This window comes from Pedococcus sp. P2_F6 (assembly GCF_056403675.1).
The window spans coordinates 560,722-577,174 of record NZ_JBFUEZ010000003.1 but is presented as its reverse complement, the minus strand read 5'-3'; the positions used below and the strand labels follow the sequence as shown (position 1 = coordinate 577,174).

At 71.0% G+C, this 16,453-nt stretch carries 8 protein-coding genes and 1 tRNA gene; 4 read left to right on the top strand and 5 right to left on the bottom strand.

Annotated elements, in window-relative coordinates:
- The first annotated feature begins 11 nt into the window (after positions 1-11).
- Complete coding sequence (locus AC1DWP_RS10675) at positions 12-767, top strand: ribbon-helix-helix protein, CopG family (RefSeq protein WP_477614437.1); 756 nt, start codon at positions 12-14, stop codon at positions 765-767.
- Here the strand turns inward: AC1DWP_RS10675 and AC1DWP_RS10670 are convergent.
- From AC1DWP_RS10670 to AC1DWP_RS10660, 3 genes are read right to left on the bottom strand one after another with little or no spacing between them, the layout of a single operon-like run.
- A complete protein-coding gene (locus tag AC1DWP_RS10670; RefSeq protein ID WP_477614436.1) occupies positions 764-2,131 on the bottom strand; it encodes an NAD(P)/FAD-dependent oxidoreductase in 1,368 nt (455 codons plus the stop codon). The two genes, AC1DWP_RS10675 and AC1DWP_RS10670, sit on opposite strands and share 4 nt — an antisense overlap.
- Positions 2,132-2,136: 5 nt before the next feature.
- Entirely contained in the window at positions 2,137-3,507 is a 1,371-nt protein-coding gene (locus AC1DWP_RS10665; protein WP_477614435.1) for an aminotransferase class III-fold pyridoxal phosphate-dependent enzyme, read from the bottom strand.
- The gene (locus tag AC1DWP_RS10660; RefSeq protein WP_477614434.1) at positions 3,507-4,997 is read right to left on the bottom strand and encodes a CoA-acylating methylmalonate-semialdehyde dehydrogenase; all 1,491 of its coding nucleotides are present in this window, start codon (positions 4,995-4,997) and stop codon (positions 3,507-3,509) included. The genes AC1DWP_RS10665 and AC1DWP_RS10660 overlap by 1 nt, the downstream gene beginning before the upstream one ends.
- 59 nt (positions 4,998-5,056) lie before the next feature.
- Between AC1DWP_RS10660 and AC1DWP_RS10655 the strand changes: the two genes are divergently transcribed.
- Complete coding sequence (locus AC1DWP_RS10655; RefSeq protein WP_477614433.1) at positions 5,057-6,430, top strand: aminotransferase-like domain-containing protein; 1,374 nt, start codon at positions 5,057-5,059, stop codon at positions 6,428-6,430.
- A gap of 268 nt (positions 6,431-6,698) precedes the next feature.
- Here AC1DWP_RS10655 and AC1DWP_RS10650 read toward each other — a convergent pair whose 3' ends face one another.
- Both AC1DWP_RS10650 and AC1DWP_RS10645 read right to left on the bottom strand, forming a co-directional pair.
- Positions 6,699-14,270: an Ig-like domain-containing protein gene (locus AC1DWP_RS10650; protein ID WP_477614432.1), complete on the bottom strand. Its 7,572-nt coding sequence runs from the start codon at positions 14,268-14,270 to the stop codon at positions 6,699-6,701.
- A 235-nt stretch (positions 14,271-14,505) separates the two neighbouring features.
- A tRNA-Ser gene (locus AC1DWP_RS10645) sits at positions 14,506-14,592 on the bottom strand.
- Positions 14,593-14,733: 141 nt separating this feature from the next.
- Here AC1DWP_RS10645 and AC1DWP_RS10640 point away from each other — a divergent pair.
- Both AC1DWP_RS10640 and AC1DWP_RS10635 read left to right on the top strand, forming a co-directional pair.
- Entirely contained in the window at positions 14,734-15,720 is a 987-nt protein-coding gene (locus AC1DWP_RS10640) for a phosphotransferase enzyme family protein (RefSeq protein WP_477614431.1), read from the top strand.
- 59 nt (positions 15,721-15,779) lie between these two features.
- Positions 15,780-16,112: a hypothetical protein gene (locus tag AC1DWP_RS10635; protein ID WP_477614430.1), complete on the top strand. Its 333-nt coding sequence runs from the start codon at positions 15,780-15,782 to the stop codon at positions 16,110-16,112.
- The last annotated feature ends 341 nt before the right edge of the window (positions 16,113-16,453 follow it).

The window sequence follows — 16,453 nt, the reverse complement described above, 5'->3', positions numbered from 1 at the left end:
CAGGATGGACCATGACCACCCCCAGCACCGCACCGGTCCGCCGGTGGATCGTCCGCATCACGATCGGCTCCTTCTCCGTCGCCGCCCTGATGGGCATCGCGGCCCTGCTCGGAGGCGGCGACTTCGGCGAGACCGAGGGGCAGGTCCTGATGACCACATTGCTCGTCGGGGTCGTCAGCATCGCGGTGCTCTGCTACCTCGCGACGGCCGGGCGTGGATCCCAGCCCGTCGGCATCGCCGGCGGCGTCACAGTCCTCGTCCCCCTCGTCACCGGTCTCGTCCTCATCTGGGGGAACGTCGACAGCGGCGGGGACGAGACGGTGCTCAGGACGTTCGGCGTCGGGGCCATCGTGGCGGCGACCCTGGCCCAGGCAAGCCTGCTGCTCACCCTGGGGGACAAGGCGAAACTCCGCGCACGCCGCCTCCTGCTGGGCACAATCGTGCTCGCGGGGCTGCTGGCCGTCATGACGAGCGTCCTGGTGCTCGGCTACAACCCCTCAGGCGACGGCTACTACCGGGCCCTCGGCGTGATCGCGATCCTCGACGTCCTCGGCACGGTCGTCGGTGCCGCCCTCATGAAGTTCGGGTCCGGTGCCTCGGGCGAGCGAGTCGGGGACTCGGCGGGCGTCGTCCTGCCACCAGACCTGGCCGAGGCCCTGTCCGAGCACGCAGCCAGGACCGGCCGTTCCCGCGATGAGCTGGCGGTAGCCGCCCTGCGGGAGTACCTCGAGCAGGCGGGGCGGCCCGCGAGCTCGCGACAGTTCTAGCTGTCGAAGCCGAGCCCGGCCCGGTCGAGGCCCTGGAGCCAGAGGTTGCGACGCCCAGCCCGCTGGTCGGCCCGCGCCAGCGACCACCGGGTCAGCTGGATCCCGGTGTAGGCCAACGGTTCCGGCGGGAACGGTAGCGGCTTCTCGCGCACCATCTGGAGTCGGGTGCGTTCGGTGTCGCGGCCGTCGAGCAGGTCGAGCATGACCCGCGCGCCGAAGCGAGTGGCACCCACGCCCAGCCCGGTGAACCCGACGGCATAGGCGACCCGCCCCCGGTGGGCGGTGCCGTAGAAGGCGCAGAAGCGCGTGCAGGTGTCGATCGCGCCGCCCCACTGGTGGCTGAACCGCAGGCCATCGAGCTGGGGGAAGGTGTCGAAGAAGTGGCCGGCCAGCCGGTCGAACGTGGCAGGGCGCTGGTCGAGGCTGGGCGCGAGCCGTCGCCCGTAGTGGTAGATGGCGTCGTAGCCGCCCCACAGGATCCGGTTGTCGGCGGACAGCCGGTAGTAGTGGAACTGGTTGGCCAGGTCGCCCACGCCAGCGCGGCTGGCCCACCCCAGGGAGTCGAGCTGGGCCTCGGTCAGCGGCTCGGTCATCAGGGCGTAGTCGTAGACCGGCACCGTGTGCAGTCGTGTGCGACGGACGAGCGAGGGAAAGGCGTTGGTGCCCAAGGCAACTCGGCCGGCGCGGATGACAGCACCATCGGCCGTGGCCAGGTCGACGCCCGAGCCTGCTGTGGACAAACCAGTCACCCGCACGCCCTCGGCGATGCGCACGCCGAGCGACTCGGCGGCCCGCGCGAGCCCCCAGGCCAGCCGAGCGGGGTCGACCATGGCCGTCTCGTCGGGCTCGTAGACCCCAGCCAGGTAGGTGGGCGAGGCCAGGTGCTCCCGCACCGCGTCACGGTCGAGGAACTCCCCCGGCTCCTCCGCAAGCCAGCCCACCTGGTGCGGCTGGGTCGCCACGGTCAGCGAGCCGGATCGCCTGAAGTCACAGTCGATCCCGTATCGCCGCAACGTCGCCTCGATCTCGTCGAGGTTCTCGCGCCCGAGGCGGCGCAACGCGGCATACTCCTGCGGCCAGCGCGCCATCCCGTTGGGTTCGCCGTGGGTCAGGCTCGCCGCGCAGAACCCGCCGTTGCGTCCCGACGCGGCCCACCCGACCGAACCCGCCTCGAGCACGAGGACGTCACGCGAGGGGTCGGCCTCCTTGGCGAGCAGCGCGGTCCAGAGGCCGGAGTAGCCCGCGCCGACCACCACGAGGTCGGCCGACCGCACGCCGTCCAGCCCCGGCCGACCGGTAGGTCGGTCGGGTTGGTCCAGCCAGAAGACGGCCGGCGCGGCGTCGGCGAGCGCGGGATGGCCCACCGGCGTCAGGCGTCGGTGCCGGTGTAGAACCCGTCGGCGACGGTGAGCGCCTCGTCGAGGATCGCCAGCCCCTCGCGCACCTCGTCGGCCGAGGTGGTGCAGGGCGGCACGACGTGGGTGCGGTTGAAGTGGATGAACGGCCAGAGCCCGCGCTCCTTGCAGGCCGCGGCGAAGTCGTTCATCGGCTTGGCGTCCGCGCCACCGGCGTTGAACGGCACCAACGGCTCGCGGGTATGCCGGTCGCGCACCAGCTCGAGCGCCCAGAAGACTCCCAGCCCACGCACCTCCCCGATGCTCGGGTGCCGCTCGGCCAGCTCGCGCAGGCCGGGCCCGATGACGTCCTCGCCGAGGTCGCGGGCGTGCTCGACGATGCCCTCTTCCTTGAAGATGTTGATCGAGGCGACGGCCGACGCGCAGGCGAGCGGGTGGCCGGAGTAGGTCAGGCCGCCGGGGAACGGCCGCTGGTCGAACGTCGCCGCGATGCGCTCGGAGATGATCACGCCGCCCAGGGGGACGTAGCCGCTGTTGACGCCCTTGGCGAAGGTGATGAGGTCGGGCGCCACGCCCCAGTGGTCGACCGCGAACCACTCGCCGCACCGGGCGAACCCGGCCATCACCTCGTCGGCGATCATGACGATGCCGAACTCGTCGCAGAGGTCGCGGACGCCCTGGAGGTAGCCCGGCGGCGGGACGAGGATGCCGTTGGTGCCGACCACGGTCTCGAGGATGATCGCGGCGATGGTCGCGGGCCCCTCGACCATGATGAGGTCGCGCAGGTGCTGCAGCGCGCGGACCCCCTCTTCCTGCTCGTTCTCCGCGTGGAAGGCCGAGCGGTAGGGGTACGGACCCCAGTAGCGCACGATGCCCGGCATACCCGGCTCTGATGGCCACCGGCGCGGGTCACCGGTCAGGGCAATGGCTCCCGCGGTCGCGCCGTGGTAGCTGCGGTAGGCCGCCATCACCTTGTGGCGGCCCGTGTGCAGACGCGCCATGCGCAGGGCGTTCTCGGTCGCCTCGGCGCCGCCGTTGGTGAAGAACACCTTGGTGAGGTCGCCGGGAGCCAGCTCGGTGATGAGCCGCGCCGCCTCGGAACGAGCGTCGTTGGCGAAGGCCGGGCTGATGGTCGTGAGCCGGGCAGCCTGCTCCTGGATCGCGGCGACCAGCTTGGGGTGCTGGTAGCCGATGTTGACGTTGACCAGCTGGCTGGAGAAGTCGAGGTAGCGCTTGCCTGCGAAGTCGGTGAAGTACGAACCGAGCGCGTCAGCGATCGGCAGCGGGTCGATGAGGCCCTGCGCCGACCAGGAGTGGAAGACGTGGGCGCGGTCGTCGCGCCGCACCTGCTCCTCGGAGGCAGCGGTCACGTCGTCGAGCGCCATCAGCGGGTCCTGGGGAAGCCGAGGTCGACCGACGAGGTGGCCGGGTCGGGCCAGCGCTGGGTGACGACCTTGCCGCGGGTGTAGAAGTTCACGCCCTCGGGGCCGTACATGTGGGTGTCCCCGAAGAGCGAGTCCTTCCAGCCGCCGAAGGAGTAGTAGGCGACCGGGACGGGGATGGGGACGTTGATCCCCACCATGCCCACCTCGACGTCGTACTGGAACTGGCGGGCCACGCCACCGTCGCGGGTGAAGATCGCGGTGCCGTTCGCGTACTGGTTGGCGTTGATCAGGGCGATGCCCGCCTCGTAGGTGTCGACGCGGACGACCGACAGGACCGGGCCGAAGATCTCGTCGGTGTAGACGGTCATCTCCGGGGTCACGTGGTCGAGCAGCGTGGTGCCGAGGAAGAACCCCTCGCTCGGCAGCTCACCGGTTCGGCCGTCGACGACGACCGCGGCGCCCGCGGCCTCACCCGCGTCGACGTAGCCCGCGACCTTGTCACGGTGCTCGGCGGTGATCAGCGGACCCATGTCGGTGTCGGGGTCTGCACCGTTGCCGACCGTGAGCTTGGGCAGCCGGGCGGCGATGGCGTCGACGAGGGGCTGAGCCACCTCACCGACGGCGACCGCGACCGACAGGGCCATGCAGCGCTCGCCGGCCGCACCGTAGGCGGCGGAGACCACGGCGTCGGCAGCCATGTCGATGTCGGCGTCGGGGAGGACGAGGGCGTGGTTCTTGGCGCCACCGAGGGCCTGGACGCGCTTGCCGTTGGCCGTGCCGCGCTCGTAGATGTACTTCGCGATCGGCGTCGAGCCCACGAAGCTGACCGCGGCGATGTCGGGGTGGTCGAGGATCGCGTCGACGGCCACCTTGTCACCGTGCACGACGGTGAAGACGCCGTCGGGCAGGCCCGCTTCCTTCCACAGCTGCGCGAGGAACAGCGCCGCGGACGGGTCCTTCTCGCTCGGCTTGAGGATGAAGGCGTTGCCGCAGGCGATGGCGTTGGCGCACATCCACAGCGGCACCATCGCCGGGAAGTTGAACGGCGTGATGCCTGCGACGACCCCGAGGGGCTGGCGGATGTTGTAGACGTCCACGCCCGTCGAGACCTGCTCGCTGAAACCACCCTTGAGCAGGTTGGGGACGCCGGTGGCGAACTCGACGTTCTCGAGGCCGCGCGCGATCTCGCCGGCGGCGTCGGAGAGCACCTTGCCGTGCTCTGCCGTGATGATCGCGGCGAGCTCGGGAGACCGCGTGTGCAGCAGCTCTCGGAAGGCGAAGAGCACTCCCGCTCGTTGCGACAGCGACGAGTGCCTCCACTCCCGGGCGGCCGCGGTCGCGCTGGCCACCGCGGCCTGGAGCTCCTCGACCGAGGCCAGGTCGACCTCGCCCGTCACCTGACCGGTGGCGGGGTTGTGGACGGGGGCCGAGCGTCCGGAGGTGCCCTCGCGGGGGCGGCCGTCGATCCAGTGGGAGATGCGCGTCGTCATGCCCACACCATACGATCCACCCACTAGTAACACAATATGAGTATTGCTATGGTACAAACATGCCAGCCACCCTCTCCGCCCTGGAGCAGCGCCTCGACCAGCCCACCGCGAAGGGGCTGGCCCACGCGGTCTCCGCGGCGATCCGCGACGGCGTCCTCGTCGCGGGCGACCGCCTGCCCCCCATCCGCACCGTCGCGGCGCAGCTCGCGCTGTCCCCCACGACGGTCAGCGCGGCCTGGGGGCTGCTTGCCCGCTCCGGGGCGGTCAGCACGGACGGCCGGCGTGGCACCACTGTCCGCGACCAGCGGGGGCCGACGGGCGGCCGCTACCGGCAGGCGCTGCGCCACGAGTCGGACTTCGCCCTCGACCTGTCCACCGGGGTGCCGGACCCCCGCCTTCTCCCCTCGCTGGGCCACGTCCTGGCCCAGCTGACCTCCGCACCGACCACAGGCAGCTATCTCGACGACCCGGTCCTGCCCGCCCTCGCCGACGTGCTCCGCGCCGACTGGCCGTATGCCGCGGCAGACCTCGCCGTCGTCGACGGCGCCATGGACGCGATGGACCTCATCGTGCGCACCTCGCTGCGGTTCGGCGACCGCGTCGTGGTCGAGGACCCGGGCTTCCCACCACTCGTCGACCTCCTCGAGTCCGTGGGCGTCCAGCTCGTGGGGGTGCCGGTGGACGCGGAGGGACTCGACCTCACCGCACTGGAGTCCGCCCTGGCTGATCCGGTCGCCGCCATCTTCCTGCAGCCCAGAGCCCAGAACCCCGTCGGCGTCACCATGACCGCGAGTCGCGCGCGAGCCATCGCCGAACTCCTCGAGGGCTCCGAAACCCTTGTCGTGGAGGATGATTCGGCTGCTGGCCTGTCCTCAGCCACCCTCGCGAGCATCGGTCGGTGGCGGCCCGGCCACACGGCATACATCAGGTCGTTCTCGAAGTCGCACGGGCCCGACCTGCGGCTCGCCGCGCTCAGCGCGCCCCCGGACCTGCACCGGGCGATCACCGCCCGCCGCGAGCTCGGTCAGGGATGGTCCAGCCGGCTGCTCCAACAGGTGCTCCTGGGCCTGCTCACCAATGACGCCGCCCGGGCCCAGGTCGCCACGGCGACCGTGACGTATGCCGCGCGGCGGGCGCACGTGGTCGACGCCCTCGCGGGGCGGGGCATCACCGTGCCGGGGACCGAGGGCATCAACATCTGGGTGCCGGTGCACGACGAGACGGCCGCGGTCGTGCGGTTGGCCAGCCAGGGGATCGGTGTCGCGCCGGGCGCTCCGTTCCGGCTCGGCCCTCCGGACGGTGCTCCGGGGGGCGGCGGACACCTCCGGGTGACGGTGGGTGCCGCGGGAGACGACCCCGACGGCCTCGACGGCCTGGCGCAGGCCCTCGCCGAGGCGGCTCTCGCGGGTGGGCGACCGGCCCGGGCCCGCTGACGCCTTCCGGGACCGGGCTGCGGGAACCGGCGGCGAACGGCACGAAGGCCGGGCTGCAGGGTTGCCCGGCCTCCGGCCCGCCGCCCGAAGGCGGACGCCTCATACCCCCGACCACACACGCTAACGGCCGGTTCCACTCCTCAGGATCGTTCAATTCGCGTATGAATGCACTCGTAATGATGAGGTCGCGATGGTAATTTTCCAACTTTTCAAGGCATTTCGCATCGGGGACCCCGGTCCTACCTCGCCGGTTTCGGGCGTGTCGCCCTCAGACGGCCACCCGACGTGACCGACGACCGGCCACCACAGACGTTCCGGCGGTCGATCCCGTCGCCGCGAGAGCCGTGCCACCCTGGTCCTCCGGGCACGCCACCGGTCGGATGGTCAGCTGCACTGTGTCGGAGACGGCCGCGTTCACGCCGTCGGACACGGTGAGGGTGGCCCAGGCGGTTCCCGCCGCCGCACACGCGACCTTGGTGGTCGGGCCGGTCGTCGCAGCCCGGAAGGTGCACCCCATCGCGCCTTCCGACCGCAGGGTCCAGGCGTAGGTCAGGGGGTCACCGTCCGCGTCACTGACCCTGGCCTGAAGTCGGACCACGGTCCCGGCCGCGGCCGTCAGGTCGACGCCAGCGTCGACCACGGGAGCCCGGTTGGCCCTGACCGGCCGCACGGTGACGCAGACCGAGTCCTTGCCCGTGGCTCCGTCATCGTCAGTGGCCATGACGGTCAGGTTCCGCTCGGCGGCCGTGGAGTAGGTGTGGCTCCCGGTGCACCGGCCACCGCTGACGGTCCCAGCCGTGGTGGTGCCGTCGCCCCAGCCGATCGCGCAGGTCAGCACGTCGTTGCTGCCGCGGTCGGAGACCCTGGCCGAGACCTGGACCGCTTGGCCCACCCGCAACCTCGAGTCGGAGTCCGGCGCGATGATCCGCATGGTCGGGGTGGCGTTCGCCAGCGTCACGACCGCGGAGTCGGTGACCGGTGGGTTGGTCCCGTCACTGACGGCGAGCGTGACGGTGAAGGTGCCGTCGTCGGTGCAGCTGAACGTGGTCCTCACCGCAGTGGGCGTGCCCAGGGCGCAGGTGGCGCCTGCGTCGACGTTCGGGCCGGCGGCATACGTCCAGCGGTAGGACAGCAGGGCCGCCTCGGGGTCCTTGCCCGAGCCCGTGAGGGTGAGCTTCGAGCCCTCGGTGCCGGACCTGTCGGCGCCGGCGTTGGCCTTCGGCGGCAGGTTGAGGCTGCTCGTCGAGACCACGATCGTGACCGTGTCGGAGCCGGTGCCCGAGTCGTCGTCGGTCGCCGTCACCGTGATGGTCCGTGCGCCGTCCGTGGCGTAGGCGTGGCTGCCCGTGCACACCCCGCCGGCCAGGCTGCCGGGCGACGTCGTGCCGTCACCCCATGCGATCATGCAGGCCCGCGTGTCGTTGCTGCCCGCGTCGCCCGTGGTCGCCGCGACGGAAACCGTTGCACCAGTGGGGAACTCGGCCCCTGTCGCCGGACTCGTCACCCGGACCGTGGGGTCCGCATTGGTGACGACGAGAGCAGCCGAGTCGGACACTGGCGGGTTGGTCCCGTCGTCGACGGTGAGGGTGAGGGCGAACGTGCCGTCGTCGGTGCAGGTGACATCGGTCGCCGCCGAGTGTGCAGCGCTGAACGTGCAGGTCGCACCCGCGTCGGTCCCGGAGACCGGGGCGGACGTCCAGAGGTAGGTCAGCGACGCACCTTCGGGGTCGGATCCCGATCCGGACAGGTGGGCCGGGGAGCCCTCGGTGGAGGTGACGTCGTCGCCCGCGTTGGCCGTCGGCGGCTGGTTCACCGGAGCGGCAGCCACGACGATGCCCACGCTGTCGCTGCCGGTGTCGCCGTCGTCGTCGACCACCGTGACGGTGATGGTTGGCGATCCAGACCCGCTGTAGGAGTGGGACGCGGAGCAGGTGCCGGCGGTCACCGTGCCGGTGTCGGTGCTGCCGTCACCCCAGGCGATGGAGCACGTGTGGGTGTCGTTGGCGCCCGCGTCGGACACCGCGGCCGAGACCGAGACCGTCGCGCCGATGGCGAACTCCGAGCCCGCTGTGGGGGCGCTGATCGAGGTGGTGGGCGCGGCGTTCGCCAGGGTCACCGTCGCGGAGTCGGTCACGGGGCTGTGCACGCCGTCGTCCACGCTCAGCGTGACGGTGTAGGTCCCGTCGTCGGTGCAGCGGAAGGTCGTCGCGGCCGAGCCGGCAGACCCGAACGTGCAGTCCGCACCGCTGTCCACGCCCGCGCCCGCCGCGAAGGACCAGTCGTAGGTCAGCGGGTTGCCGTCAGGCTGCGACCCAGAGCCGCTGAGGCTGACCGCGGAACCCTCGGTGCCCGTCCGGTCTGCTCCGGCGTCGGCCGTCGGAGGCTGGGTCACCACGGCACTGACCGTGACGGCGACCGAGTCGCTGCCGCTGCCGGCGTCGTCGTCGGTGACGGTCACGGTGATGGTGCGCGGGCCGGCCGCCGCGTAGGCGTGCTGACCGGTGCAGGTCCCGGCGGCGAGCGTGCCGGCCGTCGAGGTGCTGTCGCCCCAGTCGATGGAGCAGGACTGGGTGTCGTTCGCGCCCGCGTCACCGGTCGTCGCCGAGACCGAGACGGTGTCACCGACGGTGTATGCCGCGCCGCCGGCCGGCGCGGTGACGTGCACGGTCGGGTTGGCGTTGCCGATGGCGACCGTGGCGGTGTCCGTCGCGGGCGGGTTGGCTCCGTCGCTCACGGCCAGGGTTGCGGTGTAGCTGCCGTCGTCCGTGCAGGTGAACGTCGTGCTGGCGGCCGTCGGGGAGCCGAAGGAGCACGTCGCGCCGGCGTCCACACCTGCGCCAGCGGCATAGGTCCAGGCGTAGGTGAGGGGCGCCTGCTCGGGGTCGGACCCGGAACCCGTCAGGGTGACGGCTGAGCCCTCGGTGCCGGACCGGTCCGCGCCCGCGTCGGCGGTCGGCGGCTGGTTCGGCTGGTCGGTGATCGTGATGCCGACGGTCGCGAGCGCCGAGCCCCCGTCGTCGTCGGTGATGGTGAGGGTGATGGTCTTGGCGCCGGACGTCGCGTAGGGGTGCGTCCCGGTGCACTGTCCAGCGCTCATCACGCCGGCACCGGTCGTCCCGTCACCCCAGGCGATGGAGCAGGTCAGCACGTCGTGCGAACCGGGGTCGGCACCCGCGCCGGTGAGGGACACGCCCTGGCCGGTCGTGAACACCGCGCCGTCGGCAGGTGCGGTGATCGAGGCCGACGGGTCCCCGTTCGCCAGCACGACGGAGGCCGTGTCGGTCGTCGTGTTGACGCCGTCACTGACGGCGAGGGTCACGACGTAGGTGCCGTCGTCGTTGCAGCTGAACTGGGTCGTGGCGGCGGACGGCGCGCTGAAGCCGCACTGTGCGCCGGCATCGACGCCGGCGCCCGCGGCATACGTCCAGGTGTAGGTCACGGACACGCCCTCGGGGTCCGACCCGGAACCGGTCAGGGACACCAGGGCCCCCTCGGAGCCGGTGCGGTCCGCGCCCGCGTCCGCCGTGGGAGCGGCGTTCGTCACGGTGAGGTCGCGGGTGGCCGTGCCGGTGCCGCCGTCATCGTCGGTCACGGTGACCGTGATGGTGCGCGCCCCTGCCACCGTGTAGGTGTGGCTGCTGTCGCAGGCCCCGCCGGTCACGGTCCCGGTCGTGGTGACGGCGTCACCCCAGGCGATCGAGCAGGTGTGGGTGTCGTGCGAACCGGCGTCGCCGAGCACCGCGTGCAGCGGCACGGACGTGCCGATGGGGGCACTGGTGCCCACGTCAGGCGTCGTGATCGCCACGGTGGGATCGGCATTGGCCAGCGAGACCGTCGCCGAGTCGGTCGTGGTGTTCACCCCGTCGCTCACGCTCAGCGTGACGGTGAAGCTGCCGTCGTCGGTGCAGCTGAAGGAGGACGACGCCGACGTCGCCGAGCCGAAGGAGCAGCTCGTGCCGGGGTCGACACCCGCACCGGCGAGGTAGGACCAGGCGTAGGTCGGGGTCAGCCCTTCCGGGTCGGAGCCCGAGCCCAGCAGGGTCAGCGAGGTGCCCTCGGAGCCGGTGCGGTCGGCGCCGGCGTCCGCCGTCGGGGCCAGGTTGGGCTGCGGCGTGATGGTGGTGCCGCGCGAGGCAGAGCCACTGCCGCCGTCGTCGTCGGTGACGGTCACCGTGATGGTGGGGGTGCCCGTCGCGGTGTAGCTGTGCGTGCCGTCGCAGGTCCCGCCGACGACCGTCCCGGGCGTCGTGGTGCCGTCACCCCAGTCGATGGAGCAGGTCTGCGTGTCGTGGGACCCCTGGTCCCCGAAGGTGGCGTGGGCCGTGACCGGCGCTCCGACCTGGTAGGACGCGCCCACGTTCGGGCTGGTGAGGGCGACGGAGGGGTTGACGTTGGCCAGGGTCACCGTCGCCGTGTCCGTGACAGCCGGGTTCACGCCGTCGCTCACCGACAGGGTGAAGGTGAAGGTGCCGTCGTCGGTACAGCTGACCGTCGTCGAGGCCGAGGTCGGTGAGGTGATGGAGCAGGACGTGCCGGCATCGACCCCTGCGCCCACGACATACGACCAGGCGTAGCTGAGCGTCGCGCCCTCGGGGTCGGTACCCGAACCGGTGAGGGAGACCAGTGCGCCCTCCGAGCCCGTGCGGTCCGCCCCCGCGTTGGCCGTCGGCGGCAGGTTGACCTGGGCCTTCTGGGTGATCGTCACACTGGCGCTGGCCGTGCCCGCGTCGTCGTCGTTGACGGACACGGTGATGGTCTTGTCGCCGGCCGTGGCGTAGGTGTGGCTGCCCGTGCAGGCCCCGGCGACGATGGCGCCCGCCGTGGTGGTGGCGTCGCCCCAGGCGATGTTGCAGCCGAAGGTGTCGTTGGCGGCCGGGTCGGTGATGGGTGCCGTGACCTGGACGGCCACGCCGAAGTCGACCTGGGCGCCGGCCAGCGGCGCCGTGATCGAGACACTCGGGTTGGCGTTGGCGATGGTCAGCACGGCCGAGTCGCTCGTGCTCGAGCCGCCGTCGCTGGCCGTCAACGTCGCCGTGAAGGTGCCGTTGTCGGTGCACGTCACCGAGCTGTTCAGGGACGTCGAGGCGCTGAACGAGCAGCCTGCACCAGCGTCGACGCCTGGCCCTGGGGTGGCGGACCACTGGTAGGTCAGGGCCTGGCCGTCCGGGTCGCTCGCGGTGCCGGTCAAGGAGATCGGCGAGCCCTCGGTCCCGGTCTTGTCCGCGCCCGCGTTCACCAGCGGCGGCTGCCCGGTCACGGTGATCGTCACGGTGGCGGCCGCGGAGGTCGCCAGGTCGTCGCTCGCCTTGTAGGTGAACGAGTCGTCGCCGACGAAGGCCGCCGCCGGCGTGTAGGTGCACTGGGTGAAGGACGAGCTGACCAGCGTGCACCCGCTGAGCGAGCCGTGACTCGGACCCGACTGCACGGCATACGTCATCGCGTCGCCGTCGGCGTCGGTCGCCGCAAGGGTGACGACGACCGCGGTGTTGGAGGGCGTCGTCACGGTGCGGTCCTGGGCCACAGGCGCGTGGTTGGCCTCCACGGTGATCGACACGGTCGCGGTGTTGGAGTCGGCGAAGCCGTCGTTGAGCCGCCACGTGAAGGAGTCGGCACCCGTGTAGCCGGTGGTCGGCGAGTAGGTGCAGTACGAGGAGCTCACGTCGCAGCTGACGGACCCGTGGGCCGGCGCCGACAGCACCGTGATGGAGGTGGGGTTGCCACTGAGGGAGGACCAGCTGAGCGGCACAGCAGTGGTGCGGTCCTGCCGGACGGTTGCGGTGGTGTTGATCGCCACCGGGGTCGAGATCGGCACGACGAACAGCGAGTAGGTCGCCACACCCGACTCGTCCAGTCCGTCGCTGACCTTCCAGGTGAAAGAGTCCGGACCGCGGTAGTCCAGCGTAGGCGTGTAGACGCAGCCGCCACCCCCGGTCGAGCAGTCCGTCAGGGTGCCGTGGGACGGCTGGCTGACGACGGTGAAGGTGGGGGTGTCGTAGTAGAAGTCGTCGGTCCAGCTCAGCCCGATCGACGTCGCGGTGTCCTCGTTGATCTCGGCGTACTGGCCGAAGACCCGCGGGGCGTTGTTGGGGTTCACGTGGATCGTCATGGTGGCGGTGCGCGAGGTGCCGCCGCCCGCGCTCAGCCGCCAGGTGAACGAGTCCAGCCCGACGAAGCTCCCCGTCGGGGTGTAGGTGCACTGCCCGGTGGCGCACGACGTCAGGGAGCCATGGCTCGGAGGCGTGAGGACGGCGAAGGTGCTGGTCGCGCTCTCGGGGTCGTAGCCGGGCAGCGTGAGCGGCGCGGACGTGCGCTCGCGGATCTCGACAGAGGTGTCGCTCGCGACGGGTACGGCGTTGGGCAGGACGTCGATCGAGATGGTGGCCGGGTTGGAGCTCGACGTGCCATCACTGACCCGCCAGGTGAAGCTGTCCGGACCCGAGTAGGCCGCACCCGGGGTGTAGGTGCACCCGTTCAGGGGGATGGCGCAGTCTGTCAGCGTGCCGTGGGTCGGCTGGGTGAGGATCGTGACCGCGAAGGTCCCGCTGTCGGTGTCCGTGAACGGGAAGCCCAGCGCGAGCGCATTGCCCTGGTAGGTGTTCGTCGCGTAGTTGTCCGCGACCGGGGTGCCGTCGTTGCCCACGCGAAGGGTGGTCGTGGCGACCCGCGACGAGGCGAGGTCGTCGCTCGACTGCCAGGTGAACGAGTCGAGCCCCGAGTAGCCGCCGGTCGGGGTGTAGGTGCAGTAGGAGTAGTCGAAGAAGGTGGTGGTGCAGTCGAGAGTTCCGTGCGACGGGGTGCTCACGACAGCCAGGGTGAGCTGGTCGAGGTCGGGGTCCGTGGAGTTCAGGTAGAAGTTGGTCACGCCCTGCGCGACGACCGTGCGGTCCAGGGCCGCTGGGGCGGCATTCGGGCGAACGGTGAGGCTCACGGTCGCGACCCCCGAGTCGAGGAGACCGTCGTTGGACTGCCAGGTGAAGCTGTCGGGTCCTGTGTAGCCGGGGAATCCTTCGTAGAAGCAGACGCCGTAGTAGGTGTTGCAGCTGACGGTGCCGTGCTGGGGGTTGTCGACCACCGAGAACGTCAGGGTCTCGCCCGGCTGCTGCGCGTAGTCGACCAGGACCTGCTCCTGCTTGGACTCGCGCACGGAGTCGCTGGAGTCGGTGGCGACCGGGGCGACGTTGTCGAAGACGGACAGCGTCTGGGTGGCGACGCCCGAGGTGGCCAGGTCGTCACTGACCCGCCACGTGAAGCTGTCTGACCCGACGTACCCGGCGTCCGGCGTGTAGGTGCAGTAGGAGCTCTCGCAACCGCTGAGGGTGCCGTGGGTCGGTTGGGTCAGGACCTCGAAGGTCAACGTGGTGTAGTCGACGTCGCTCCAGTCGAGGTAGAAGAACGCCGGGGTGTTCTGTCGCACGGGCTGGTTCCGGTTCAGCGCCAAAGGCGTGACGTTCTTGGTCACCGTGACGGTGGCCGTGGCGACGTTCGAGGTCGAGGAGGCGTCGCTCGCCGTCCAGGTGAAGGAGTCGACGCCGACGAAGCCGGGGGTCGGGGTGTAGAGGCAGTAGCCCGGGCTGCACGAGTCCACCGACCCGTGGCTCGGCGGGCTGACGACGGCGTAGGTGAGCGGGTCGGTCTCGGGGTCCACGGCGTGCAGGAACACGTACGACGCCACCCCCTCGCGGGTGGTGATGGTGGACGTCCGAGCGGTCGGTGGGGAGGCGTATGCCGAGGGCGCGGCCTGGAGGGTGAAGCCGGCGACGAGGGCCATTCCGAGCAGGATCCGTCGGGCCCGGCTGAACGAAGAGTGGTCCCGGTGCTTGCCAGCTGCCCCTGCGAACATGTCGCACCTCCTGTGCCCGGCCACCACTGCGAAGGCCGTTGGTCGCGAACCTAGCGACGGACAGGGGCAGGACAGATCACCCCAAGCGCGCACCGCTCCTACGCCATATACACCGGCTGACCTGCACTTTTGTGGCTAGTCAGGCCACCCAAGTCGACGGAACCGGGCGCACCTGCGGGCAGCGGAGCACGTGGCTCTCGCGCTGCGAGACTTGACGGCCCCCGGATCGTTCGCGCGGAGGGCGTGGGATTCGAACCCACGATGGGTGTAACCCCATAGCGGTTTTCAAGACCGCCGCACTAGGCCACTATGCGAGCCCTCCTCGGCCACGCGGCATACCCGCACGACCAGGGACACGGTATCGCCCGCCCCGGCCGGGCATCGCCCGACCACTCCGCGGACCCCTCGGGCCGGTCCTCCCCCAGCAGTCGCCTCCTCGTCGATGGCGTGCTCGAATGGCCGGATGGATGCGCGGGCGCTGGCGCAACGCTTCGCCCTGGGTGGCGCAGCGAGACTCTCCGACGGCCCCGTCGCGCGCGGCAAGCAGGGCGTCGTGTGGCGGCTCGAGACGGCAGACGGCAGCTGGGCGGTGAAGGTGCCCTTCCACCAGTCCACCGAGGACGACGTGCGTCTGGCGACGACGTTCCAGGAAGCGGCCCATGCCGAAGGCGTGCCGACTCCGCAGGTGCGCCGCACCACGGACGGAACGGTGTTCGCCACCATTCGCGGGGGTCAGGCACGGGTGTACGAGTGGGTCGACCTGGGTGCACCCGACACCCACCTCGATCCCGAGCGGGTCGGCGCGGTCGTGGCCGCCATGCACAAGGTCTCACTCGGTGACACCACCCTCTCGGTCGCGCACCCGGACCGGATCGACCCGTGGTACCGCGAGCCGGTGGGGGCCGACCGCTGGCACCGGCTCGTCGAACAGCTCCAGGACGCAGGAGCGCCGTTCGCTCGCCGACTGTCTGATCTGCGTGACGAGCTCGTCGCCCTGGAGTCCTGGATCGAACCACCGCAGACGTTCGCGACCTGCCACCGCGACCTCTGGGCCGACAACGTCCTGCCGACTGCTGACGGCGACGTGTGTGTCATCGACTGGGAGAACAGCGGGCCGGCCGATCCGAGCCAGGAGCTCGGGTGCGTGCTCTTCGAGTTTGCCCGCTCCGACCCTGGTCGGATGCGAGCGCTGGTCAACGCCTACCGGGAGGCCGGCGGGCCGGCCAGGGTGAGCCGACGCGGCCACTTCTCGATGCTGATCGCGCAGCTCGGACACATCACCGAGATGGCTGCCACCGACTGGCTGCAACCCAACCCCCGCTCGCCGCACCGCGCGGACTCGGTGGCGTGGATAGGGGAGGTGCTGGACGAGCCGCACACGCGCGACCTGCTCGAATCGTTGTTGGGGGCGGCTGATGATCCTGCTGACGTCCACCGGGCAGGCCGCTGACCAGCACGTTCGTAGGACCGTGGGTTAAGGTCGAAGGAACCGACCAAAGGATGCGAACCATGGCAAAGCTCACCTTCCTCGCCGGTCTCGCTGCGGGCTACGTGCTCGGGGCCAAGGCCGGTCAGAAGCGCTACCAGCAGATCAAGGCCCAGACCGACCGCGTCTGGGGCAGTGCCCCCGTGCAGTCCCGTGTCGACACGGTCAAGCAGGTGGTCAAGGACCAGGCGCCCGTCGTGGCGGCCAAGATCGGTGACGTCGCGAAGACCGCCGGCGCGAGCGCCAAGGAGCGCCTCACCGGTGAGGACCTCCCGGAGACCCTGCACCGCGGGACCGATGGGCGGCTGCACGCCGACACCACCGGCTTCGGACCGGGGCCGGGCAAGCTGCCCTGACCGCCGGCGCACCGCAACCGGCACACCAAAGGAAGCGGCACGGCATACGGAGTTCCGGTATGCCGTGCCGCTTCTGTGTTGCTGGACTCAACGGCGTCGCCGAGGAGGTCCGGCTGGGCGCGTGCTGGGAACCCCTGACCAGCACCTTCCACAACCTGACCCACCCGGCGACGCGCCCCGAAGGGCGGGTCGGCCGCACGCCCCCACGAACTGCCGACCAGCCGCTGGCACCCCTGTGACCAGCGGTCCTTCGTCGCCGGGACCCGTCGCCCCCTGCGACAGGTCCTGCACGACATTGGCGTCCTCTCCGTTGTGTCCTCCTCGGTCCCCCGACCAGGTCT

Coding starts and splice junctions, on each gene's coding strand:
- AC1DWP_RS10635 (WP_477614430.1), top strand. CDS start 15,780: ATGGCAAAGCTCACCTTCCTCGCCGGTCTCGCTGCGGGCTACGTGCTC.
- AC1DWP_RS10640 (WP_477614431.1), top strand. CDS start 14,734: ATGGATGCGCGGGCGCTGGCGCAACGCTTCGCCCTGGGTGGCGCAGCG.
- AC1DWP_RS10675 (WP_477614437.1), top strand. CDS start 12: ATGACCACCCCCAGCACCGCACCGGTCCGCCGGTGGATCGTCCGCATC.
- AC1DWP_RS10650 (WP_477614432.1), bottom strand. CDS start 14,270: ATGTTCGCAGGGGCAGCTGGCAAGCACCGGGACCACTCTTCGTTCAGC.
- AC1DWP_RS10660 (WP_477614434.1), bottom strand. CDS start 4,997: ATGACGACGCGCATCTCCCACTGGATCGACGGCCGCCCCCGCGAGGGC.
- AC1DWP_RS10655 (WP_477614433.1), top strand. CDS start 5,057: ATGCCAGCCACCCTCTCCGCCCTGGAGCAGCGCCTCGACCAGCCCACC.
- AC1DWP_RS10665 (WP_477614435.1), bottom strand. CDS start 3,507: ATGGCGCTCGACGACGTGACCGCTGCCTCCGAGGAGCAGGTGCGGCGC.